The 21,537-nt window shown below is 51.2% G+C and carries 20 protein-coding genes and 1 pseudogene; 17 read left to right on the top strand and 4 right to left on the bottom strand.

Translation table 11 applies throughout. From position 1 onward, the window contains the following. The first annotated feature begins 58 nt into the window (after positions 1–58). The 6 genes from BRO54_RS12400 to BRO54_RS12375 all read left to right on the top strand — a co-directional run bounded on the left by BRO54_RS12400 (position 59) and on the right by BRO54_RS12375 (position 7,384). On the top strand, positions 59–394 hold the full coding sequence (locus BRO54_RS12400; protein ID WP_074044138.1) for a YerC/YecD family TrpR-related protein: 336 nt from the start codon (positions 59–61) through the stop codon (positions 392–394). Positions 395–492: 98 nt separating this feature from the next. After that, a complete protein-coding gene (pcrB, locus tag BRO54_RS12395; protein ID WP_074044137.1) occupies positions 493–1,212 on the top strand; it encodes a heptaprenylglyceryl phosphate synthase in 720 nt (239 codons plus the stop codon). A gap of 28 nt (positions 1,213–1,240) precedes the next feature. Beyond that, complete coding sequence (pcrA, locus tag BRO54_RS12390; RefSeq protein WP_074044155.1) at positions 1,241–3,415, top strand: DNA helicase PcrA; 2,175 nt, start codon at positions 1,241–1,243, stop codon at positions 3,413–3,415. Positions 3,416–3,435: 20 nt separating this feature from the next. Next, a complete protein-coding gene (gene ligA, locus BRO54_RS12385) occupies positions 3,436–5,448 on the top strand; it encodes an NAD-dependent DNA ligase LigA (RefSeq protein WP_074044136.1) in 2,013 nt (670 codons plus the stop codon). Next, positions 5,445–6,668, top strand: a complete 1,224-nt coding sequence (locus BRO54_RS12380; protein WP_074044135.1) for a CamS family sex pheromone protein — start codon at positions 5,445–5,447, stop codon at positions 6,666–6,668. The genes ligA and BRO54_RS12380 overlap by 4 nt, the downstream gene beginning before the upstream one ends. A gap of 158 nt (positions 6,669–6,826) precedes the next feature. Then, positions 6,827–7,384: an LOG family protein gene (locus tag BRO54_RS12375; protein WP_074044134.1), complete on the top strand. Its 558-nt coding sequence runs from the start codon at positions 6,827–6,829 to the stop codon at positions 7,382–7,384. A 38-nt stretch (positions 7,385–7,422) separates the two neighbouring features. On the opposite strand, the gene BRO54_RS12370 is transcribed toward BRO54_RS12375, so the two are convergent. The 3 genes from BRO54_RS12370 to BRO54_RS12360 form a co-directional block, all read right to left on the bottom strand. Further along, a complete protein-coding gene (locus BRO54_RS12370; protein WP_074044154.1) occupies positions 7,423–8,865 on the bottom strand; it encodes a flavin monoamine oxidase family protein in 1,443 nt (480 codons plus the stop codon). A gap of 134 nt (positions 8,866–8,999) precedes the next feature. Continuing rightward, positions 9,000–9,773, bottom strand: coding sequence for a VOC family protein (locus BRO54_RS12365; protein WP_074044133.1), 774 nt, complete (start codon positions 9,771–9,773; stop codon positions 9,000–9,002). A 31-nt stretch (positions 9,774–9,804) separates the two neighbouring features. Continuing rightward, complete coding sequence (locus tag BRO54_RS12360; protein WP_074044153.1) at positions 9,805–10,353, bottom strand: hypothetical protein; 549 nt, start codon at positions 10,351–10,353, stop codon at positions 9,805–9,807. 157 nt (positions 10,354–10,510) lie between these two features. On the opposite strand from BRO54_RS12360, the gene gatC reads away from it, so the two are divergent. The 11 genes from gatC (at position 10,511) to ccmA (ending at position 20,932) form a co-directional block, all read left to right on the top strand. Further along, positions 10,511–10,801: an Asp-tRNA(Asn)/Glu-tRNA(Gln) amidotransferase subunit GatC gene (gene gatC / locus BRO54_RS12355; protein WP_074044152.1), complete on the top strand. Its 291-nt coding sequence runs from the start codon at positions 10,511–10,513 to the stop codon at positions 10,799–10,801. A gap of 12 nt (positions 10,802–10,813) precedes the next feature. Continuing rightward, entirely contained in the window at positions 10,814–12,271 is a 1,458-nt protein-coding gene (gatA, locus tag BRO54_RS12350; protein ID WP_074044132.1) for an Asp-tRNA(Asn)/Glu-tRNA(Gln) amidotransferase subunit GatA, read from the top strand. A gap of 13 nt (positions 12,272–12,284) precedes the next feature. Then, on the top strand, positions 12,285–13,715 hold the full coding sequence (gene gatB, locus BRO54_RS12345) for an Asp-tRNA(Asn)/Glu-tRNA(Gln) amidotransferase subunit GatB (RefSeq protein WP_074044131.1): 1,431 nt from the start codon (positions 12,285–12,287) through the stop codon (positions 13,713–13,715). A gap of 174 nt (positions 13,716–13,889) precedes the next feature. Further along, the gene (locus BRO54_RS12340; protein ID WP_074044130.1) at positions 13,890–15,194 is read left to right on the top strand and encodes a homocysteine synthase; all 1,305 of its coding nucleotides are present in this window, start codon (positions 13,890–13,892) and stop codon (positions 15,192–15,194) included. A 518-nt stretch (positions 15,195–15,712) separates the two neighbouring features. Next, entirely contained in the window at positions 15,713–16,882 is a 1,170-nt protein-coding gene (locus BRO54_RS12330; RefSeq protein ID WP_074044128.1) for an ISL3 family transposase, read from the top strand. 213 nt (positions 16,883–17,095) lie between these two features. Continuing rightward, positions 17,096–17,266, top strand: coding sequence for a gallidermin/nisin family lantibiotic (locus tag BRO54_RS12325; protein ID WP_011229795.1), 171 nt, complete (start codon positions 17,096–17,098; stop codon positions 17,264–17,266). A 188-nt stretch (positions 17,267–17,454) separates the two neighbouring features. Then, positions 17,455–17,844 carry a hypothetical protein gene (locus BRO54_RS12320; protein WP_011229796.1) on the top strand — a complete coding sequence of 130 codons (390 nt, stop codon included), beginning with the start codon at positions 17,455–17,457 and terminating at the stop codon, positions 17,842–17,844. Positions 17,845–17,961: 117 nt separating this feature from the next. Continuing rightward, positions 17,962–18,843, top strand: a complete 882-nt coding sequence (locus BRO54_RS12315) for an NADH dehydrogenase (RefSeq protein ID WP_011229797.1) — start codon at positions 17,962–17,964, stop codon at positions 18,841–18,843. After that, positions 18,827–19,567, top strand: coding sequence for a hypothetical protein (locus BRO54_RS12310; protein WP_041467772.1), 741 nt, complete (start codon positions 18,827–18,829; stop codon positions 19,565–19,567). The genes BRO54_RS12315 and BRO54_RS12310 overlap by 17 nt, the downstream gene beginning before the upstream one ends. Beyond that, positions 19,564–20,265 carry a hypothetical protein gene (locus BRO54_RS12305; RefSeq protein ID WP_011229799.1) on the top strand — a complete coding sequence of 234 codons (702 nt, stop codon included), beginning with the start codon at positions 19,564–19,566 and terminating at the stop codon, positions 20,263–20,265. The genes BRO54_RS12310 and BRO54_RS12305 overlap by 4 nt, the downstream gene beginning before the upstream one ends. 13 nt (positions 20,266–20,278) lie before the next feature. After that, positions 20,279–20,932: a heme ABC exporter ATP-binding protein CcmA gene (gene ccmA / locus BRO54_RS12300; protein ID WP_011229800.1), complete on the top strand. Its 654-nt coding sequence runs from the start codon at positions 20,279–20,281 to the stop codon at positions 20,930–20,932. Positions 20,933–21,345: 413 nt separating this feature from the next. Here ccmA and BRO54_RS12295 read toward each other — a convergent pair. Next, positions 21,346–21,537: pseudogene (locus BRO54_RS12295) on the bottom strand (IS4-like element ISGka3 family transposase); the annotation flags it as partial.

Here is a 21,537-nt window from a genome sequence, read left to right as displayed (position 1 = left end):
ATTCGCAGATTGGTTGGCTACAACATTTTTCCCGCCAAAACGCAAGGAGGAAGCAGCTATGCAAATTGACAAACTGCGCGGCAGAGAGTTGGATCAACTGTTTAAAGCGATTTTATCGCTGCGCGATTTAGAAGAGTGTTACCGTTTTTTTGATGATTTATGCACCGTGAATGAAATCCAGGCGCTCGCCCAGCGGCTCGAGGTCGCCCGCATGCTGCGCGAAGGATATACGTACCATAAAATCGAAACGGAAACCGGGGCGAGCACGGCGACGATTTCGCGCGTCAAGCGCTGCCTCAACTACGGCAATGATGCTTACGCCATGGCGCTCGATCGCATTAAAGAGGAGCAACATCAAGAAGAGAAAGAAGCCAACGAAGCGGTCACTGACTGACGCGGCAAGGAGATTCCTTCCATTTGCAAAGGAACTCCTTTTCTTTTTGCGGATTTGTTATAATGGAACAATGGAGAAATGAGTGGAGGGTTACCGCTATGGAGGAGATTCGCGCTTGGCGCCATGTGTTTAAACTCGACCCGAATAAACCGATTGATGACGAGCGCCTTGAGCGCCTTTGCGAGTCGGGAACGGATGCAGTCATTGTCGGCGGAACCGACGGGGTGACCATCGACAACGTGCTTGATTTATTAGCTCGCATTCGCCGTTTTTCGGTGCCATGCGCGCTCGAAGTCACCGACGTCGAAGCGCTGACGCCGGGATTTGACGTATATTTGGTTCCGATCGTGTTAAACAGCCGGCAGGCGGAGTGGATCATCGGCCGTCATCACGAGGCGGTGAAACAATACGGCGATGTCATGAACTGGGATGAGATTTTCGCTGAAGGTTACTGCATTTTAAATCCAGAATGCAAAGCGGCCAAGTTGACGGGAGCCAACACGGGACTTGACGTTGACGACATTGTAGCCTACGCGCGTTTAGCCGAGCATTTGTACAAGCTGCCGATTTTTTACCTTGAGTATAGCGGCGCTTATGGCGATCCGTCTTTAGTGGAAAAAGTGAAACAAGTGCTTGATCAGACGCAGCTGTTTTATGGCGGAGGGATCACAACGCCTGAGCAGGCGGAGCATATGGCGCGTTATGCCGATACGGTGGTCGTCGGCAACGCGATTTACGACGCGTTCGAACAGGCGTTGGCGACGGTGGCGGCGGTGAAGCAGATGACTGGTCAACGCAGCGGCGATGACGGAAAATAGAACATATGTTTTATTGGTGGTGGACATGATGAATTTTTTATCGGAAAAGCTGCTTGCGCATTTAAACAAAGAGCAGCAAGAAGCCGTTAAAACGACAGAAGGCCCATTGCTCATCATGGCGGGAGCGGGCAGCGGAAAAACGCGCGTGCTGACGCACCGCATCGCCTATTTGATGGCGGAAAAACAGGTGGCGCCTTGGAATATTTTGGCCATTACGTTTACGAACAAGGCGGCGCGCGAGATGAAAGAGCGGGTGCAGGCGCTCTTAGGCGGGGCGGCGGAAGACGTCTGGATTTCGACGTTCCACTCGATGTGCGTCCGCATATTGCGCCGCGACATTGACCGCATCGGCATCAACCGCAATTTTTCCATCCTCGACCCGACGGATCAGCTTTCGGTCATCAAAACGATTTTGAAAGAAAAAAATATCGATCCAAAAAAATTTGAGCCGCGGACGATTTTAGCGACGATCAGCGGGGCGAAAAACGATTTGATCACGCCGGAGCAATTTGCGAAGCGGGCATCGACGTACTACGAAAAGATCGTCGCCGACGTGTATCAAGAGTACCAACAACGCCTTCTCCGCAACCACTCGCTCGACTTTGACGATTTGATTATGACGACGATCCACTTGTTTGACCGCGTGCCGGATGTGCTGCAATATTACCAGTATAAGTTTCAGTACATCCATATTGACGAGTACCAAGACACAAACCGCGCCCAATATACGCTTGTCAAAAAGCTAGCCGAGCGATTCCAAAACATTTGCGCCGTCGGTGATGCCGATCAGTCGATTTACCGCTGGCGCGGGGCGGACATTCGCAACATTTTATCGTTTGAGCGCGACTACCCGAACGCGAAAGTCATCTTGCTTGAACAAAACTACCGCTCGACGAAACGCATCTTGCAGGCGGCCAATGAAGTCATTGCCCATAACGTCAACCGAAAGCCAAAGCGGTTGTGGACGGAAAACCCGGAAGGGAAGCCGATCATCTATTATGAAGCGATGAACGAAGCGGACGAAGCGCAATTTGTCGCCCGCCGCATTCAAGAGGCGGTTGAGCGTGGGGAGCGCCGCTACCGCGATTTTGCTGTGCTTTATCGGACGAACGCCCAGTCGCGCGTCATCGAGGAAATGTTTTTAAAAGCGAACATTCCGTACCAAATCGTCGGCGGCTTAAAGTTCTATGACCGAAAAGAAATTAAAGACATTCTCGCTTACTTGCGCGTCATCGCCAATCCTGATGACGATTTGAGCTTGCTTCGCATCATCAACGTGCCGAAGCGCGGCATCGGTACCTCAACGATCGATAAACTCGTCCGCTATGCGGCCGAGCATGAGCTGTCCTTGTTTGAAGCGCTTAGCGAGCTGGAGATGATTGGTTTCAGCGCGAAAACGGCCGGGGCTCTCGCTGAGTTCCGCGGCCAGCTTGAGCAATGGACGCAACTGCAAGAATATCTTCCAGTCACGGAACTTGTGGAGGAAGTGCTCGACAAATCGGGCTACCGCGAGATGCTCAAGGCGGAGCGGACGATCGAAGCGCAAAGCCGGCTCGAGAACTTGGACGAGTTTTTGTCGGTGACGAAGCATTTCGAAAATGTAAGCGACGATAAATCGCTCGTCGCCTTTTTAACCGACTTGGCGCTCATTTCTGATTTGGACGAGCTGAATGGGACAGATCAGGCGGCCGAGGGCGATGCGGTCGTCTTGATGACGCTGCACGCCGCCAAAGGGCTCGAATTTCCAGTCGTGTTTTTGATCGGCATGGAAGAAGGCATTTTTCCGCACATTCGTTCCCTGGAGAATGATGATGAAATGGAAGAAGAGCGGCGGCTGGCGTATGTCGGCATCACTCGGGCCGAGGAAGAGCTCGTGTTAACGAACGCGCAAATGCGGACGCTGTTTGGCAACATCCAAATGAACCGGCCGTCGCGCTTTTTAGACGAGATTCCCGCGCATTTGCTAGAGACGGTCTCGCACGGAAAACCGTCCGTTTCCCGTTCGGCGCCCGCTCGCTTGCAGGCAGGCGGCGCCATCGGGGCGTGGAAAGTCGGCGACCGGGCCAACCACCGGAAATGGGGGATCGGCACGGTTGTCAGCGTCCGCGGCGAAGGCGACGACCAAGAACTCGATATCGCCTTCCCGAGCCCGATCGGCATTAAACGTCTGCTCGCTAAATTTGCGCCGATTGAGAAAGTATAGAAAGGAGAACGGGTGAACGTATGGACCGCCAACAAGCCGAACGGCGCGCGGCCGAGCTGCGCGAACTGCTCAACCGCTATGGCTACGAATATTATGTGCTCGACCGGCCGTCCGTCCCGGACGCCGAGTATGACCGGCTCATGCAAGAGCTGATTGCCATCGAGGAACAGTATCCGGAATTGAAAACGAGCGACTCGCCGACCCAGCGCATCGGCGGCCCTCCGCTTGAGGCATTCCGCAAAGTGACGCATCGCGTTCCGATGATGAGCCTCGCGAACGCGTTTGGCGAAGGGGATTTGCGCGATTTTGACCGCCGCGTCCGCCAAGAAGTCGGCGAAGCGGCGTACGTATGCGAGTTGAAAATCGACGGCCTCGCCGTCTCGGTCCGCTATGAAGACGGCTATTTCGTGCAAGGAGCGACGCGCGGCGACGGAACGACGGGCGAGGACATTACAGAAAATTTGAAAACGATCCGCTCGCTGCCTCTTCGCCTGAAAGAGCCGGTGTCGCTTGAGGCGCGCGGCGAGGCGTTCATGCCGAAAGCGTCGTTTTTGCGCTTAAACGAGGAGCGCAAAGCCCGAGGCGAGGAGCTGTTTGCCAACCCGCGCAACGCGGCGGCCGGCTCGCTCCGCCAGCTCGACCCGAAAGTGGCGGCGTCGCGCCAGCTCGATTTGTTCGTTTATGGTTTGGCCAATGCCGAAGAGCTTGGTATTGAGTCGCACAGCGAGGCGCTCGATTACTTACAGGCGCTCGGGTTTAAAGTGAATCCCGAGCGGCGGCGCTGCGCCAACATCGATGAGGTGATCGCCTTCGTCAATGAGTGGCACGAAAAACGGCCGCAGCTGCCGTACGAGATCGACGGCATCGTCATTAAAGTCGACTCGTTCGCCCAACAGCGGCAGCTGGGTGTCACGGCAAAAAGCCCGCGCTGGGCGATCGCCTACAAATTCCCAGCCGAGGAAGTGGTGACGACGCTTATCGGCATTGAGGTGAACGTCGGACGCACGGGCGTTGTCACTCCGACAGCGATTCTTGAGCCGGTCCGTGTCGCCGGCACGACCGTGCAGCGCGCCACTCTTCATAATGAAGATTTTATCCGGGAGAAAGACATTCGCATCGGCGATGCGGTCATCATTAAAAAAGCGGGCGACATCATCCCGGAAGTGGTCGGCGTCGTCGTCGACCGGCGCGACGGGGATGAAACGCCGTTTGTGATGCCGACGCACTGCCCGGAATGCGAAAGCGAGCTCGTCCGCCTGGATGGAGAAGTGGCGCTCCGTTGCCTAAACCCGAAATGCCCGGCCCAGCTGCGCGAACGGCTCATCCATTTTGCCTCAAGAGCAGCGATGAACATTGAAGGGTTGGGCGAAAAAGTCGTCACCCAATTGTTTAACGCTGGCCTCGTCCACGATGTCGCCGATTTGTACCGGCTGACGAAAGAACAGCTCATCGGTTTGGAACGGATGGGCGAAAAGTCAGCAACCAACTTGCTTGCGGCCATTGAGGCATCGAAGCAAAACTCGCTCGAGCGGTTGCTGTTCGGTCTTGGCATCCGCTACGTCGGAGCGAAAGCCGCCCAACTTTTAGCTGAGCATTTTGAAACGATGGAGAGGCTGGAAAGAGCGACGAAAGAGGAATTGATGGCCGTGCCGGAAATCGGCGAGAAAATGGCGGACTCGATCACCGCTTTCTTTTCCCAGCCAGAAGCGGCCGAGCTGTTGAATGAGCTGCGGTTTTACGGCGTCAACATGGCATACAAAGGACCGAAGCGAGCCGCTGAAGCGCCAGCCACGTCGGCGTTTGCTGGCAAAACTGTCGTCTTGACCGGCAAACTCGCGTCGATGTCGCGCAATGAGGCAAAAGAAGAGATTGAACGGCTCGGTGGGCGCGTCACCGGCAGCGTCAGCCGCAGCACCGACATCGTCATCGCCGGCGAGGACGCCGGATCGAAGCTAGAGAAAGCCCAGCAGCTCGGCATTGAGATTTGGGACGAATCACGATTTTTGCAAGAGATCAGCAGGGGGAAACGATGAAACGAATCTCACCACTTCGCAGTTTGGTTGCCTGCCGTTGGACGAATCGGGCCCGAAAGCGGTTGGCCGCTGTCGGCCTCGCTTCGATTTGTTTGTTGTCCGCGTGTGCGCCGAAGTTTGACAAAGGCGAGGAAGTCGTGCAAGACAAAGGCAGCAAACAGCAAGAAGCCGTCATCCCGAAATACAACATTGCCGACTCGTATTACCGCGTCATCCTGCCGTTCAAACCGTCCGGGGCCCGTGGGGAGGTCGTCAATGATTTAAATACGCGCCTTGATGTTGACGAATTTGAGACGGGGCTCATGCGCCTCGCCACTGAGCAGTTTCCGTCGGATGAGTACTTGTTCCAAGAGGGGCAATATTTGGACAGCGAGACGGTCGGGAAATGGCTCGCTCGCAAGAAGACGACTCGCCAGCTGAAGGAAGAGAAAATGAAGCCGGAAGACAACATCGGCTTAAACCCACCGATCAGCGACACGGGAACAAATGAACAAAAAAACAAACAAAGCCCGATTTATTTGGCGAGCATTTTGGAACATGATTATTTGGTGAAGGTCGACAACGACAAAGTGAAGCTCGGCGGCGTCGCTATCGGCCTGGCGTTAAACTCCGTCCACTATTATTCGACCGAGCAAGGCTATCCGCGCGAGGTCAAAATCAAAGACGATGTCATCGAACGGGAAGGAAAGCGGATCGCCGCCGAGGTGCTGAAGCGGCTGCGGAGCATGAAAGGGCTCGGCAACGTGCCGATTACGATCGCTTTATACAAACAAGCGCCCCGTTCATCTGTCGTTCCAGGCCACTTTTTCGCCGTCACCCATGTCGATGAAGGAAGCAGCACCATCGATGATTGGGAGGCTGTGAACGAGGAATATTATTTATTCCCGTCCGATGAGGCGGAAGAGAACCATCGTGATGACTGGCTCAAATTCAACAATTTTAAATCAGACGTTGAAGACTTTTTCCCGAACTACACCGGCATCGTCGGCAGAGGGTTGTACGTCAACGACCAGCTTCAGAAGTTAACGATTAACATTACGATGCCGTTTTACGGCAAAGCGGAAGTGATTGGCTTTACCCAATACGTGACCGGCTTGGTGATGGAAAAATTCCCGGACTACATCACCGTCAATGTCTACATCGCCTCGGCCGGCCAGCCGGAAAGCCTCATCGTGCGCCAGGCGAAAGCAGATGAGCCGTTTGTGCATATTTACCAATGACGACAATGGCCGCATCCCCTCTGGACGAGCCAGAGGGGATGCGTGTTTTGCGATATTGCGGTTCGAAAAGGCGGGTGAGAACGGATGCTGGCAGCTTGTCGGTGTGATTGGCCTGATGGGGAAAGATGGGTAAAATAATGTAAAGGTGTGTCATGATCATGAAAGCCATCTGTGTGTTTTGCGGATCAAGTTATGGACAAAGCGTAAAATACAAGGAAGCGGCCCAAGAGCTCGGAACGTTTTTAGCCCGAAGCGGCATTACGCTCATTTACGGCGGCGGGATGCGGGGGTTGATGGGAGAGGTTGCTGAGGCGGCGCTCCGTCATCAAGGACGCGTGGTTGGGATCATTCCGCAATTTTTGAAGGACCGGGAAGTGGCGCATAATCGGTTGAGCAAACTGTTGGTCGTCGATACGATGCACACCCGCAAAGCGAAAATGTACGAGGCGGCCGACGGGTTTATCGCCATGCCAGGGGGCTATGGAACATACGAAGAGCTGTTTGAAGTGCTCTCGTGGTCGCGCGTCGGCCTCCATCAAAAGCCGATCGGCCTGCTCAATGTGGATCGATTTTTCGACCCGCTCCTTGACTTGCTTCGCCATACGGTCGAAAACGGATTTGCCGCGCCGAAAGATCTCGGACTTATAGTCAGCGCTGGAGATGTTCCGAAGCTGTATGAGCGGATGAAGACGTTCCGCCATCATCGCTGTTCCTAGGCATGAAGGAGCGGATCGCCGCTTCGCCGGTCGACATGCTAAGCTGGCGAATGGTTCACTTCATACGCGGCACGGATGCCCGATTCAATGGCGCCTTGAATCCATCCGTGGTGGGTGGAAGCGTGTTCCCCGGCAAAATGCACCCTTCCTTCGGGAGTCGCGATATACGGCGACAGCTCCGTCACTTGGTTCGGCTTCATCATCGTGAAGGCGCCGCCGGAGTATGGATAGCGCACCCAACTATGGCTTGTTCCCGTTTCAAATTCTCGGTATACTTGTTCGCCATGAATAACGGCTAAATTTTTTAGTGTATATTCAAGACGTTCTTTATCGCCCAAGCTGTCCCAAGGAATGGTGTCATCTTCCCACGTATAACTGGCTAGTACAACGCCCGGTCCCGTAGTGTCGATGCCTTGGCTTGGGTATTGGGTGTATCGAATCGGCAAGTCCGAGACCGTTTTGCCGCCGAACATCCCCTCTTTTTCCCAAAACCGCGTTTTAAATTGGATGCCGGTTTTCGTCGAGCCGGCATAATGAAGTTCACGAATGGCTTTCCATTTGTTTTCGGAAAACGAATGGCGGGGTTCGATGTCGACAAACTGCAAAATCGAAAACGGGATGGTGACGATCACCCGATCTGCGGTGATTTGAAACGGTTGAAGAATTTTCGTATGGGTCGCGTGGATGGTGACGCCGTTTTCGTGCTGGACGATTTTTTGCACTTTATGGCTAAAGAAAATCTCGTCCTTCAGCTGCGGCAAAAACGCCTTTGGAAGCCGATCGTTTCCCCCGACAATTTCATAAAAGCGAATATTCGGCGTAAACAGCACCATGAGTTCACGCAACATCTCAAGAAACGAAAGTTCGGGGAATCCTTCTAACGAGAGAACGGCTTTGATCATATCGATGGCTCCCACGGACAACTGTAGACCGAACGGGTTGTAGCGCAAATAGGCGTCCAGCGAGTAGCGGTCAAGTTGTTCAATGACAATCGGCCAATGTTTTTCCGGATTTTGCTCAATGAATTGAATGACCGGACGAATCGCCATCTGCAGTAATTGGGAAGCGGTTTTGCCTCGTTCATGCGAGGCGACCGGAAAGCCAAAGAGGTCGGGATGCCGCTCATATTCACCAAGGCGCGCTTTCACGCCGCGAAAATACAGAATGTCGCGCGGAGTGCTGTTAATAAACGGGTGAAGCGGCAAGTTAAATTTTTTGATGTATTCCAATGTCAATTGATGGGTGTGCGGGATGCGCATGGCGCCGGCTTCAAGATACTGGTCGTCGCGAAAGTTGGAGCGGAGCGTGTAGATTCGGCCGCCGACCCGCTCGGACGCTTCAAGGATGGTGATGCGATGGCCGGCTTGCTTAAGCAATGACGCTGCGACAAGTCCGGCCATTCCGGCGCCGATAATGACGATGTTTTGAGGGGCGGATGTTTTCGTCAACCCATTTCGGATGATCGCAATCATCGTTTCCATTGGGAGTTTCGGAAACACATAAGGATGCGCCACGTTTGAATCCCCCTTTGCCGTTTTCACCGCGCGAGGATGAAGGCGCGGTTATTCCATCTTATTCGGCGGCAAAGGGGAGTATGTGAGAATAGGCATGCCCGTCACGATCTGGAAACGATATACGTCCCGCCATCGATTTCAATGCGGCGCTGCTCCTGTACACCCACAAGCCGGCACAAAAACGGGCGCGTTGACGGCCGACGGTCGGCTTCATAAAAACGAAGGGCGATGCCGCCGACGGCTAATTCAGCGTACGCACCTGCCTCATCGCGCCCAAAGCGGTGGTCAGGAAGGCCAAACAGCCGCCGATACACGTCGATGGCGCGGCGAAGGTCGAGCGTATAGACGCCGATGGACGACAAAGAAGAAGCCCCGATTCGATGGTGCATGAGCGGCGCCAGCTCGTTCATCCGCCCATTGTCGCTTTCGCCCCATTGGATGAAAAACGGGTAGCGGAACGCGCCGTCTGTGTCGTCTTCGATAAACAGCATCGACCATGTCAGCCGTTTGCCGTCATCGCGTTGGCGGTTGCCAGGGAGCGGACCGATCGGGGTGAATCCTTTGTTTTTGAGCTGTGCGGCCACTTTTGTGATATCGTTTGTTCGAAAGGCAAACTGGGAGAAGCCGTTTCCTTCTTGGCGGTCGGCGACAAGCTGGGTGATGAGCGGATTTCCGCACATTTTCGCCGTCTGCTCGTCGGCGATGCCGATCCACTCAATGTAGCGCAAATGCTCGAAGTAGCATAATGCGTTATACGTTCCCCATGACGGATGGCGGCCGCCATGGATGGCTGTAAACCCCAATTGTTCAAATGCAGCTTTTGCCTGCTCCGGTCGCTCGGTTAAGTGGACGAGATGGTCAAACGCGACATTCATGGCGGCGAACTCCTTCTGTATTGAGAATAGATTAGCGGAACAACATTTCTTTCAGCTTGTAAATGATTCGTTCGTTATCGACGGTGCGGTGGGCGATGAAATTCAAGTCCAGCTTGATGTCTTCGATTTGGGCAGCCAATTGCTCATAGCGGGAATCCATCTTCTGTTCGAGGCGGTCCACCGTTTGTTTCAATGAGGCAAATTCCTGGTGAAGATGGTGGACATCGGCGGCGAGAGCTTCTAGTTTGGCGTCTGTTTCGTCTTGGCGGTGGAGAAGAGCGGCCACGATGCCGTTCAATTCCTTTTGCCCGGCGCGAAGCGAATCTTGTTCTTGGCGCAGACGCTGTTGTTCCAAACGGATTTCCTGCTGCTCTTTTCGGATTTCTTGTTGTTCTTTTCGGATTTCTTGTTGTTCTCTCCGAATTTCTTGTTGTTCTTTTCGGATTTCTTCTTGTTCCTGGCGAATGGCGATTTGTTCACGCTCGAGCCGCTCTTGCCCTTCGACAAGCAGTCGGAGCGTATCATCCATCGCGTTCAAGCGGTCGAGCACTTGGGCGAGCAGCGCTTCACTCATCGTCATCATCCCCCTTTTTCATGCGTTATGGCTATTATAGTACATATGTTCGAATTTGTCAATGGACAACAAAGTAAATGTTGGCGGGAATGTTGCTTTATTTCCTGAACGTTTGGTATCATCATAGTATTGTGGAAGGTCGACCATGTCGGAGGTGAAACATATGTCGCGGATTTCCATTGACCAAGTAAAACACGTCGCTGACCTAGCGCGGTTGGCGATTACGGATGAAGAGGCGGAGATGTTTACGAAACAGCTCGATGCGATCATTACGTTTGCCGAGCAGTTGAATGAATTGGATACGGAGGACGTTCCGCCGACTTCGCACGTGCTTGATATGAGAAACGTGATGCGCGAGGATATTCCAGAACCGGGGCTGCCGCGCGAAGAAGTGTTGAAAAACGCGCCGGACCAGCAAGACGGCCAGTTCCGTGTGCCGGCCATTTTAGAGTAAGGAGGGGGATTTATGTCGCTCTTTGATCATACGGTGTCGGAATTACATACGTTGCTGCAGAAAAAAGAAGTGTCGATTTCCGATTTAGTCGACGAATCGTACCGCCGCATCGGCGAAGTGGAAGAGAAAGTGCGAGCGTTTTTAACATTAAATGAAGAACAGGCGCGGGCGAAAGCGAAGGAGCTCGATGACCAGCTCGCCAAAGGCGAAGAAACGAACCCGCTGTTCGGCTTGCCGATCGGCATTAAAGACAACATCGTCACAAAAGGGCTGCGCACGACATGCGCCAGCAAAATTCTATACAACTTTGACCCGATTTACGACGCGACGGTCATGGAGCGGTTGAATGCCGCAGGGACGATTACGATCGGGAAGTTGAACATGGACGAGTTCGCCATGGGCTCGTCGACGGAAAACTCCGGGTTTCAGCTGACGCGCAACCCATGGGACTTAGAGCGCGTTCCGGGCGGCTCAAGCGGCGGTTCGGCGGCGGCGGTGGCGGCAGGGGAAGTGCCGTTTGCGCTCGGCTCGGATACGGGCGGTTCGATCCGCCAGCCGGCGGCGTTTTGCGGGGTCGTCGGGTTGAAACCGACGTACGGCCGCGTCTCGCGCTTTGGCCTCGTCGCGTTTGCCTCGTCGCTGGACCAAATCGGCCCGATTACGCGCACGGTCGAAGACAACGCGTATGTATTGCAGGCGATCGCGGGCGTCGACCCGATGGATTCGACCTCAGCGAACATTCCAGTGCCGAACTATGTTGAGGCGTTAACGGGCGATATCAAAGGGTTGAAAATCGCCGTGCCGAAAGAATATTTAGGTGAAGGCGTCGAAGAAGGCGTGCGCCAGTCGGTGCTTGCGGCGCTCAACGTGCTTGAGAAGCTTGGCGCGGCGTGGGAAGAAGTGTCGCTGCCGCATTCGAAATATGCGTTGGCGACGTACTACTTGCTCGCTTCGTCGGAGGCATCGGCCAACCTCGCCCGCTTTGACGGCGTCCGCTACGGCTACCGGACGGACAACGCGAAAAACTTGATCGATATGTATAAACTGACGCGAAGCGAAGGGTTTGGGGCGGAGGTCAAGCGCCGCATTATGCTCGGGACGTTCGCGTTAAGCTCGGGCTATTACGATGCGTATTACAAAAAAGCGCAAAAAGTTCGGACGTTGATCAAGCGCGACTTCGAAAACGTATTTGAACGATATGACGTCATCATCGGCCCGACAACGCCGACGCCGGCGTTTAAAATCGGCGAGAAAACGAGTGATCCGCTGACGATGTACATGAACGACATTTTAACGATTCCAGTCAACTTGGCAGGCGTGCCGGCGATTTCCGTGCCGTGCGGCTTTGTCGATGGCTTGCCGGTCGGCTTGCAAATCATCGGCAAGCACTTTGATGAAAGCACCGTCTACCGCGTCGCCCACGCTTTTGAACAAGCGACCGACTACCATAAGCAAAAACCGGTGTTGTAAGGGGGGTTAGGTGATGAACTTTGAAACGGTCATCGGACTTGAAGTGCACGTCGAGCTGAAAACGAAATCGAAAATTTTCTCCAGCAGCCCGAACGCGTTCGGCGCGCCCCCGAACACGCAAACGAACGTCATTGACTTAGGGTATCCAGGCGTGCTGCCGGTGTTGAACCGACAGGCGGTCGAGTTTGCGATGAAAGCGGCGATGGCGTTAAACTGCGAAATCGCGACCGAGACGAAATTCGACCGCAAAAACTACTTTTATCCGGACAACCCGAAAGCGTACCAAATTTCGCAATACGATCAGCCGCTCGGCCGAAATGGCTGGATTGAAATTGAAGTAAACGGGAAAAAGAAAAAAATCGGCATCACCCGCATTCATTTGGAAGAAGACGCCGGCAAGCTGACGCATACGGGCGACGGCTATTCGCTCGTGGATTTTAACCGCCAAGGGACGCCGCTCATTGAGATCGTCTCCGAGCCAGACATCCGCTCGCCGGAAGAGGCCTATGCGTATTTGGAAAAATTAAAGGCGATCATCCAATACACGGGCGTCTCCGACTGCAAAATGGAAGAAGGATCGCTTCGCTGCGACGCCAACATTTCGCTCCGCCCGATCGGGTCGGACAAGTTCGGCACGAAAACGGAATTGAAAAACTTAAACTCGTTCAACTTCGTCCGCATGGGGTTGGAATACGAAGCGAAGCGGCAGGAGAAAATTTTGCTCTCGGGCGGCGTCATCCGTCAAGAAACGCGGCGCTTTGATGAAGCGACAAAAACGACGGTGCTGATGCGCGTCAAAGAAGGCTCGGAAGACTACCGCTACTTCCCGGAGCCGGACTTGGTGATGCTCTATATTGACGACGAATGGAAAGAGCGCGTCCGCGCCTCGATTCCGGAGTTGCCTGACGCCCGCCGGAAGCGGTATATCGAGGAGTGGGGCTTGCCGGAGTATGACGCCAAAGTGCTGACGCTGACAAAAGAAATGGCGGATTTCTTCGAAGCAACGGTCGCAAACGGCGCCGATCCGAAACTGGCGTCGAACTGGCTCATGGTCGAAGTATCCGGGTACTTAAACGCCGAGCAAAAAGAGCTCCATGACATCGCCTTGACGCCGGAAAGCTTGGCTGGGATGATCAAACTCATCCAAAACGGCACGATTTCGTCGAAAATCGCGAAAAAAGTGTTCAAAGAACTCGTCGAACACGGCGGCGACCCGGAGAGAATCGTCAAAGAAAAAGGGCTCGTGCAAATTTCCGACGAAGGAGCGCTGCGCAAAATCGTACTCGAAGTGCTGGACGCCAACCCGCAGTCGGTCGAAGACTATAAAAACGGCAAAGACCGCGCGCTTGGCTTCCTTGTCGGGCAAGTGATGAAAGCGACAAAAGGACAAGCGAATCCACCGCTTGTCAATAAGCTGTTAGTAGAGGAAATTGGAAAACGGTAATGAAACAACAGGAGGCCTGCCCACCGGCAGGCTCTGTTTTCAATAAAAATTTTTGCACTATTAAAAAAATGCAATTGACAAACGTTGTGATCCAATGATAGATTTTTTATAAGAAAAACCAATTGATTTAGTAGGATATGAAATCTCGAGGGATCAAAGAGGGGAGAGGAAACGATGAGCAATGAACAAAACTTCCGCCCGGAGACGCTCGCCATCCACGCCGGGCAAAAACCGGATGCGGAAACGGGCGCGCGGGCGGTGCCGATTTACCAAACAAGCTCGTATGTGTTCCGCGACAGCGAGCATGCGGCCAATTTGTTTGGTTTGAAAGAGGAAGGTTTTATTTATACGCGCATTATGAACCCAACGAACGACGTGTTCGAAAAGCGGATCGCGGCGCTTGAAGGCGGCATTGGGGCGCTCGCGCTGTCATCTGGGCAGGCGGCGGTGTTTTATTCGATCATCAACATCGCCTCGGCGGGCGATGAAATCGTCTCGTCCTCGTCCATTTACGGCGGAACGTACAACTTGTTCGCCCATACGCTGCGCAAGTTTGGCATTACGGTGAAGTTTGTCGATCCGTCCGATCCGGAAAACTTTGAGCGGGCGATCACCGATAAAACGAAAGCTTTGTTTGCGGAAACGATCGGCAACCCGAAAAACGATGTGTTGGACATTGAAGCGGTGGCCGGCATCGCCCATCGCCATGCCATTCCGCTCATTGTCGACAACACGGTGGCCAGCCCATACTTATTGCGGCCCATTGAATTCGGCGCCGATATCGTCGTCCACTCAGCGACGAAGTTCATCGGCGGGCACGGCAATTCGATCGGCGGTGTGATTGTTGACAGCGGCAAGTTTGACTGGAAAGGGAGCGGCAAGTTTCCGGAGTTCACCGAGCCAGACCCGAGCTACCACGGTTTGGTGTATGTGGACGCCGTTGGCGAAGCGGCGTACATCACGAAAGCGCGCATCCAGCTCTTGCGCGATTTGGGAGCAGCGTTGTCGCCGTTTAATGCGTTTTTGCTTTTGCAAGGGTTGGAGACGCTCCATTTGCGGATGCAGCGCCATAGCGAAAACGCACTTGCCGTCGCCAAGTTTTTAGAAGAGGAAGAAGCAGTCGAATCGGTCAACTATCCGGGGCTTCCGAGCCATCCGTCGCATGAACTGGCGAAAAAATATTTGCCAAACGGGCAAGGAGCGATCGTTACGTTTGAAATCAAAGGCGGCGTCGAAGCCGGGAAAAAATTGATCGACTCGGTCAAGCTGTTCTCTCATTTGGCCAACATCGGCGATTCGAAATCGCTCATCATCCACCCGGCCAGCACGACGCACGAGCAGCTGAGCCCGGACGAGCAGCTGTCCGCCGGCGTCACCCCAGGCCTTGTGCGTCTGTCCGTCGGCACAGAAGCGATCGACGACATTTTGGACGACTTGCGCCAAGCCATTCGCCAAAGCCAGACGGTGGGGGTGAAGTAGAAGTAGCGAAGCGGATATAGGAAACATTTAGAAAATATAAAGAGTGTCCTAAGCGAAAAAACAGGGCGCTCTTTTTTGATTTGCGGAGCAAACCGTTCTTCTCCTTCCCATTGTTCACGGCTTTCACTTTTGCGCAATTCCGGCACGCAAAGCAGCATCCTGAGAGCTGGCTGGCAACGATCGTGCGGAGGCCAGCGAATACACGACGGGCAGCGGGCATCACCCCCGCTTCCTTGATAGAAACCGCATCGCCTTGGCCCGAGATCTTTCTTACGCGTATGATAGCATTTAAGTTGCATATAGTGATGCTAGTTGAACGCAGCGTTCCACTAGCATCACGGGTCAATGATTTTGTATAAGCATGGATAAAATCTTCTGTTCGAAATTTTTGGCTCTTCACCACAAGTTGTACTTGAGATTTTAAGATAGGTATGCATAGAGAAAATAGAGGGTACAAAAAATGCGAATTTTCCTGTATGGTAAAGGTGACCAAGCCAACCCATTGGAGGAAAATTCGCATGTACGCTCAGTTTATCAAAGAACTCATCGATTTACCAGATGTTTTGATTCAAAAGGTGCGAAAAGAAGAAGAACGTTGGATTTTCGAACTTTCTCCCACCGAACAATGCCCGTTATGTCCTGTCTGCTTGAAGCGTACGATCAAAATGACAGGCAAAAAGAAGCAATGGATGCATGGGTATGCTCAACGGATCGGCATCTTTTGGGTGGAACTCCCTGTGGAGCGTAGACGTTGTGGCACGTGTGGCATGACATTCAGCACTTCTTATCCCGGAATTTCCCCTCGAAGTGTAGCGACGGATGCGTTTCAGCAATGGGCAGCGCAATGTTGCATCGGAACCTCCATTCAGGCGGTGGCTCGAATGCTCAAGCTTCCTTACACGACCGTTGAACGTTGGTTTTATACCCATGCCCCTTCCTTCCTATCGAATGACATCCAACCAAAGGCAGTTTGTGTCGATGAGTTTGCGTTTCGAAAAGGACATGACTACGGAGTGGCGGTCATGGATGCCGAAACGGGAGAAGTGTATGCCATTGAAGCAGGAAAGAACGAGGAAGCCATTGGACGTGCGTTGGCTCATGTGTCTGATTCTGTTCAGTATGTCGTGAGCGATTTGGCTCCAGCGATGAAAAAAGCCATTCAAGGGATGTGTCCGGAAGCGAAGCATGTGGTCGATGATTTTCATGTGATTCAGTTGTTTACAGAAGCGTTGGATCGATGCCGCAAATCCTTAGGAAAAGAGGGCAAGAAACATGGGCATGTTCGGTATGTTTGCCGCTTCTTGACCCAGTGCCCCGAGAAACTCACCGAGGAGGAACGCCAAACGGTGCAGAAGTGGCAGAAAGAGAGCGATTCCTTGCAGGCTGTCTATCAGTCCCTTCAACATTATGTATCCAAAAGCCAAAACGAGCGACAAGCGAAACGTCGTTTGAACGCTTGGATTCATCGATACTTGTTTTGTCCTTGTTCCGCTGTTCGTGCCATCGCAAAAGCACTTGTCAAACGAACAGATGAAATCATTTCATGCATATTGTCTCCTTATTCGAATGGGAAGATGGAGGGAACGAATAACAAGATCAAGCTGATGAAACGTCGGGGATACGGATACCGAAATATCCAGCGTTTTGCACTGCGGGTTCGGCTAGAAACAGCTAACATACTTTCATGACAGGTGCAAGTACATCTTTTGGTGATGAACCAAATATATACCGGCACATTAGAAAAACCTTAGAATTTCAATCTATTCTAAATGTGAAAAAGGAGTTTTTCAGCTTGCTCATTAACTGCTTGGTGAAAAAAGATGGAATCTATGATGTCTTTATACATCTTTCATCAAGTAGTTAATGATAGATATCAACATATGGAAAGGAGGGAATGAAGAATGGCAAAGTTGGATGATTTCGATTTGGACATTGTTGTCAAAAAACAGGACAACATTGTACAACCTAATATTACAAGTAAATCTCTTTGTACCCCGGGTTGCATCACAGGAATCTTGATGTGCTTAACGCAAAATTCTTGTGTATCTTGTAACTCTTGCATTCGATGCTAATAACTTATAATTATTAATTGGAATATGGAAGAGTTGGAAAATTCTAGGATGATTGATCACAAGACAGCTTTCCAAGGAAAATAAAAGGGATTTAGTGCTTGGATCCACCCTTGATCGATACTCGTCAAGGGAGAAAAGGAGGACGATCCTGCGTTTTCAAAATTTATTAGGGGAGAGGGGATCGAATCATGAAGGAAAAACTTAAAATGGTTACTACTTTGCTTGCTTTTATCTCATTCATTGTGGTAGGGGGAGTCAGCGCCGCATCTTATGTTACGTATGCTGGGGTTCTCCCTCGTTTTCAAGGCGATACGGAATTAGCAAGCGCCAATAAAGCGACAAACAGTAAAAGTAAAGTGGAAAATTCGGTTGTGGGCGCCGATTATAAAGCAAACATGTGGATTCAGCAAGGTTCCACGAAAGTGTCGCCAACCGCGCTGAATGTAACCGATAATGACACGCGTTATTTCACTGTCGACCAAAGTGCTGTTGGCAAAAAAGTTTCATTAATGGCGGAAAATGCATCCTTCACTTACGTTACAGTTGACATCGCAGGCAAATTTTATCCCGACAATTGATCGATTTATAGGTATGTTCAGTCAACTTGGACAAGAAAGAGGTTTTCTTGGTCGGGGCGGTCTTCTTCAATATCACAAAGAAGACCGTCCTTAACAGAAGAATTAGGAGATGATAGTATGTATATAGAATTGATCAAACTTTTGAAAAATAGGAACTTTTACATCAGCGCAGCCTGCCTGTTGCTGCTTGTCATCGGCGCCGTCGTGTTGGGGGTGAAAGATTATCGTGAAAATGTGCAGTTGCTTGAACGAATTTACCACGACAATCCAAATGTTTTCGCCTTGGCATCGCCTCACCTTGAATGGGTTGGTCTAGGAGGCTTCCGCTTTAACGTATTTTCATCTCTATATTACTTCCTTTTTCCATTATTGTTGTCGATTCCATTGGTGGATTCGATTGATCGTGAGCGAAAGAGCGGAAATGTTCATTATCAATTGACACGGATGGGAAGAAGCGCTTATTACTGGGGGAAATTTTTGTTTTCTTATATCAGCGCGTTTTTCTTGTTTCTCCTTCCTCTTCTTTTTGGCGTCGTGCTCGTCAACCTTTTGACCAACCATTGGGATTATTCGAGCTTTTCCCAGGCATATCGGCAATTGGTCAATGGCACGTTGCCGTTGCCGGACAATTCGTTTGAAGGGGAAAAGAAAAGCCTTTTTTCTCCTTTATTGGAGATCTCCCCTTATTGGTATGTTCTCGCGTATTATATCATTGGCGGATTGTTTGCCAGCGGCTACGTCTGCCTTGGGTTAGGATTTTCCTTGTTGTTGAAAAATCGGTATTTGATTACTTTGATGCCACAAATCATTTATATGGTTTGTTGGGCGGCGCTGACTATCACCAACCAATTGGCTTGGGATCCGTTTAATTTCTTAATCCCTTCACAACCAGTGGAAGGATTGTCCTATTGGAAAATCGTCATCGTGTTTGTCCTCCAATTGTTGATTGCGGTAGCGGTATTTTCATATGGAGTGAAGAAAAGTGAAGATGTTCTCTAGACAGAACGTTTTTTTTGTTTGGCAAGATTTGCTGTTGCATCGAACCGTCATCAAAATGATTTTGGGCGTCATGGCTTTGTTGATGGTGGTGGGCATCTTGCCGCTAGGAATGGTGGTGGTGGGGAAGTGGCACAGCCTCAAAGATTTTATCTTGCTTTATCGGTATGAATTTTTTCATCTCCCTGCTTTTTTGTTTCTTTTAGGTTCCGCGCTTCAAACCAATGCGTGGGTGGTGCTAAGAAGATACCGCACGCGGAGGCAAATCGGTCTTCATAAAGCGTTGCTGGTCGTCGTTCTGGCGGGGGGCGTGTCTCTTTGGGTTGCCGCAGTAGGCGGATTATGTACAATGTTTGTGAAATACGTCATCTATCCTAATATGCCAAACGCCCATGCGGCTTTTTTGTACGTGCCGCATAGTGGGGATAAAAGCTCGTTTCTCTATTTTCTTGTCATGTACTTTTTCGTCACCGCGATATACGGATTGTTGTTTGTCGCATTCATTGATTTTGGGGGGAACCGCTTTTTCGCCTTCGCTGCCGTCATCATACTGGCTGTATTGGATATGTTCACTGTGCACATGCTCCCTTATTTGTTTTACATAAGTGAACAGACGGCTCCCGTTTGGACAATCTTAGTTCTCATTGCGATGATGCTGGTGCTGGTCTATACCATTTGCCTTTCGTCAAGCCAAAAAAACTACTATGTTCAGGATGATCTTTTATGAAACCGATGCATTTGGAGTTTACCCTGATCAAAATGGATGTCAAAAGAATTGTCATCACCTGCCTCCTGTTCCCACTGTTGGGCACTTTGATGTCCAGCTGGTCAGAGGCGTTTTCTTCCCAATGCCTATCGGAGTTGTTCTCCCGCTTATTCGGAGCGGTGACGATCTCGAATTGGATGTATTGGCTGATGATTTGCTTCGGCTATGTGGTGTTGCTCCAAATCGTTTGGAAAAAGCGGGATAAATATTTTGAACATAAACTGTTCATTTTGTTGAGGGATACGACGTCGTACACGATGGCTAGGCTGCTGGCAGGTGTTCTATTTACATTGGTGTATGTCTTGTCGGTGTTTTTGATCGCTGGCGGCTTCGGTCTCTTTGTGTCGCATATGGCGTTTTCGTTTGACCGTTCGCTCGTGCTCATGTTCGTGGGCATCGCCGTGAATTTGTATTGGCACGCCAGCGTGTGGATGTTGTTGAACGTGTATGCAACCCATCACTTGGCGAATGTTGTCATTCTCGCTTTGTTTTTTGTGGGTGTCAAGATGCCAACGCCTTTTATTCCTTTGTACTACAGCATGGCGGATCTCGTGCGGAGCAGCTCGATGTTCTGGTCGGCGTTGATGGTGGAGCTCTTGTCGATCGTTGCGTTCGGGTATTGGACGATCAAGAGAGTGAAGAACGCGGATTATATGTAGGAGGTTTTCAATTATGAAGGCGATCGTCTTATCCAATGTTTCCAAAACGATAAAAGCAAGGGAAGTTTTGCGCAATATCAACTTAGAGTTGGAAAGAGGAAAGATTTATGGATTTGTCGGGCCGAACGGGTCGGGAAAAACGATGTTATTCCGAGTCATCAGCGGACTTGTGAAGCCGTCCAGCGGCACGGTGGCGGTATTTGGCCAGACGTTGCACCAAGATGTATCATTTCCGAGCGATATTTCTGTTTTGTTGGAAAAACCAGGTTTCCTTGAACAATACTCAGGATTCGATAATTTGCATTTTTTAGCCATGATTCAGAACAAAATCGGCGAACGTGAGGTAAAAGAGGCGATCGAGCGAGTGGGGTTGAATCCGCATGATAAAAGGCCGGTGAAAGCGTACTCTCTTGGAATGAGACAAAGACTGGCCATCGCACAATGCATCATGGAGAAACCGCAGCTGATGTTGCTCGATGAACCGATGAATGCTTTGGATGAAAAATCGGTGGACCAAGTGTACCAAATTATTCGGGAGGAAAACAAAAGAGGCTGCACCATTTTGTTGACGTCTCACAACAAGGTGGACATTCAGTCATTATGCCATGAAGTATATTCGATGAATGAAGGGGTGATTACGGGTATGACCCATATTACGGCAGAATGACTGTCATGTGTGTAATGTCGAAATTCGCGAGGGGGTGGCCATCTTGAACAACCAACTGTGCGAAGGTGCCGCTTCCGTGTTCATGGGACAATCAAAAGTGAACCAATAGCTTCCTGCATCTGAGGAGGATGCTGGGAGCTTCAGTGCAGCAGCTCTTCTTCGTTGCGCCACTCCCCCATCCTACTCTTGAACAGGAGAGCCGCCATGGAAATGCCAAGATGTTGTGTGTTTTGCTTGGGTCAACAACTCTTTGAGGCAATCCCCATAGCCATCAAGTGAAGCCTTGGAGCGAGTAGCTCCAAGGCTTCACTCTTCATCTTTGGAGGCTGTGACCGTGAGAATATATAAAGATAGGCATGCCAAATACACCTTCCCGATAGAAGGTTTTTTTCATGGTATGAGGCGGGAATTTCTTACGACACCGGCATGATGACCAAACTCTCGATAATGTCTAAAGCGCTCTTTTTTGTATAACGCCTTGATTTTTTTCCGTGTTGAGCGATGATGTCACACAGTTTTAAAAGAAGTTGGACAGCTAACGCCTCCGAACACCATAAGGCTTGAAATAAATCCATACCGAACTCCTTGATCATACTCATCGCCTT

Source organism: Geobacillus proteiniphilus (genome assembly GCF_001908025.1).
In the GTDB taxonomy this organism is placed as follows: domain Bacteria; phylum Bacillota; class Bacilli; order Bacillales; family Anoxybacillaceae; genus Geobacillus; species Geobacillus proteiniphilus.
The sequence above is the reverse complement of the archived record's forward strand: the minus strand, read 5'-3'. Positions and strand labels throughout refer to the sequence as shown.

What these genes read in the sequence shown, in the direction of transcription:
- BRO54_RS12400 (WP_074044138.1), top strand. Translation starts at nt 59, where the DNA reads ATGCAAATTGACAAACTGCGCGGCAGAGAGTTGGATCAACTGTTTAAA.
- pcrB (WP_074044137.1), top strand. Translation starts at nt 493, where the DNA reads ATGGAGGAGATTCGCGCTTGGCGCCATGTGTTTAAACTCGACCCGAAT.
- pcrA (WP_074044155.1), top strand. Translation starts at nt 1,241, where the DNA reads ATGAATTTTTTATCGGAAAAGCTGCTTGCGCATTTAAACAAAGAGCAG.
- ligA (WP_074044136.1), top strand. Translation starts at nt 3,436, where the DNA reads ATGGACCGCCAACAAGCCGAACGGCGCGCGGCCGAGCTGCGCGAACTG.
- BRO54_RS12380 (WP_074044135.1), top strand. Translation starts at nt 5,445, where the DNA reads ATGAAACGAATCTCACCACTTCGCAGTTTGGTTGCCTGCCGTTGGACG.
- BRO54_RS12375 (WP_074044134.1), top strand. Translation starts at nt 6,827, where the DNA reads ATGAAAGCCATCTGTGTGTTTTGCGGATCAAGTTATGGACAAAGCGTA.
- BRO54_RS12370 (WP_074044154.1), bottom strand. Translation starts at nt 8,865, where the DNA reads ATGGAAACGATGATTGCGATCATCCGAAATGGGTTGACGAAAACATCC.
- BRO54_RS12365 (WP_074044133.1), bottom strand. Translation starts at nt 9,773, where the DNA reads ATGAATGTCGCGTTTGACCATCTCGTCCACTTAACCGAGCGACCGGAG.
- BRO54_RS12360 (WP_074044153.1), bottom strand. Translation starts at nt 10,353, where the DNA reads ATGACGATGAGTGAAGCGCTGCTCGCCCAAGTGCTCGACCGCTTGAAC.
- gatC (WP_074044152.1), top strand. Translation starts at nt 10,511, where the DNA reads ATGTCGCGGATTTCCATTGACCAAGTAAAACACGTCGCTGACCTAGCG.
- gatA (WP_074044132.1), top strand. Translation starts at nt 10,814, where the DNA reads ATGTCGCTCTTTGATCATACGGTGTCGGAATTACATACGTTGCTGCAG.
- gatB (WP_074044131.1), top strand. Translation starts at nt 12,285, where the DNA reads ATGAACTTTGAAACGGTCATCGGACTTGAAGTGCACGTCGAGCTGAAA.
- BRO54_RS12340 (WP_074044130.1), top strand. Translation starts at nt 13,890, where the DNA reads ATGAGCAATGAACAAAACTTCCGCCCGGAGACGCTCGCCATCCACGCC.
- BRO54_RS12330 (WP_074044128.1), top strand. Translation starts at nt 15,713, where the DNA reads ATGTACGCTCAGTTTATCAAAGAACTCATCGATTTACCAGATGTTTTG.
- BRO54_RS12325 (WP_011229795.1), top strand. Translation starts at nt 17,096, where the DNA reads ATGGCAAAGTTGGATGATTTCGATTTGGACATTGTTGTCAAAAAACAG.
- BRO54_RS12320 (WP_011229796.1), top strand. Translation starts at nt 17,455, where the DNA reads ATGAAGGAAAAACTTAAAATGGTTACTACTTTGCTTGCTTTTATCTCA.
- BRO54_RS12315 (WP_011229797.1), top strand. Translation starts at nt 17,962, where the DNA reads ATGTATATAGAATTGATCAAACTTTTGAAAAATAGGAACTTTTACATC.
- BRO54_RS12305 (WP_011229799.1), top strand. Translation starts at nt 19,564, where the DNA reads ATGAAACCGATGCATTTGGAGTTTACCCTGATCAAAATGGATGTCAAA.
- ccmA (WP_011229800.1), top strand. Translation starts at nt 20,279, where the DNA reads ATGAAGGCGATCGTCTTATCCAATGTTTCCAAAACGATAAAAGCAAGG.